This window comes from Alcanivorax sp. HI0044, from assembly GCF_001634945.1.
This window is the reverse complement of the sequence record NZ_LWEZ01001506.1, coordinates 1-919: the sequence shown is the minus strand read 5'-3', so window position 1 is coordinate 919 and position 919 is coordinate 1. Positions and strand designations below refer to the sequence as shown.

Genomic DNA, 919 nt, shown 5'->3' with positions numbered 1-919 from the left:
GCAAGTGGGTGAAAGTTGATGGCTGGGATGGCGCCGAAGCGGCCAAAGCCGAGATCATCAAATCTGTCGAAGCTTACGAGAACGCCAAGTAAGTCGACGCGAAACTGGCAGAACAGCGCCAGCGACAAAAGGCCGCGCCCGGGCAACCGGGCGCGGCCTTTCTGTTTTGAGAAGCACGGGCAAGACCTGCGAGTTTCGAAAAGCAAAAACCGAAGCGCCTGGTCTGTAAAGGTTTTGATCTTCGCAACTCGAAACTCGTTACTCGCCTCTCACACCCGCGAGTGTTGCTCCCGGTAGCCCTTCGGAGTCAGGCCACTCCAGCGCTTGAACGCCTTGGAGAAGTTCGCCACATCGTTATAACCAAGGTGGTAGGCCACCTCGCTAATGCTCTTCTCCGCCTTCGCCAACAAACGGCAAGCCTGCCGGTAGCGCTCTTCATCCTGCAATTGGCGATAGCTCAACCCGGCCTGCTGCAAGTGACGTTTCAGGGTGCGGGCAGACACCGCCAGCCGATCCGCCATGCCTTCCAGCGACGGCAACGGCGCCGCATGGTCCTGTAACGCTGTGCGGATACGCTCCGCCATCACGCCCTCTTCTTCGGTGCGCCACTGACGGAACTCCATCTCGCACTGCTCGCGTGCAATCGCTGCCACCTGCGGGTCCGCCAGACGTGGCCGCGCCTCCAGGGCAGACAAGGGAAACACCAGCGCGTCTTCCGACTGATCAAACCGCACCGGCACCCCCACATCCTCCCGCAGCGCCGCCAACCAGGCCGGCGCGGGGCCGCGACGGTGAATCTCCAACCCCTCCGGCAAACTCTCCAACAGCTGTTCGATCATGAACGCCAGCCCCACCAGCATGGCCTCGATAATAAAATCATGGGCTACGCCTAACGGGCGGGTGCTACGCAATTGAAGAT

1 protein-coding gene is annotated in these 919 nt (G+C 60.7%); it reads right to left on the bottom strand.

All coding sequences use genetic code 11. From position 1 onward, the window contains the following. Positions 1 to 269 precede the first annotated feature (269 nt). Positions 270 to 919, bottom strand: a 650-nt coding sequence (locus tag A3730_RS22735) for an AraC family transcriptional regulator (RefSeq protein ID WP_156501306.1), incomplete at its 5' end; no start/stop codon positions are given.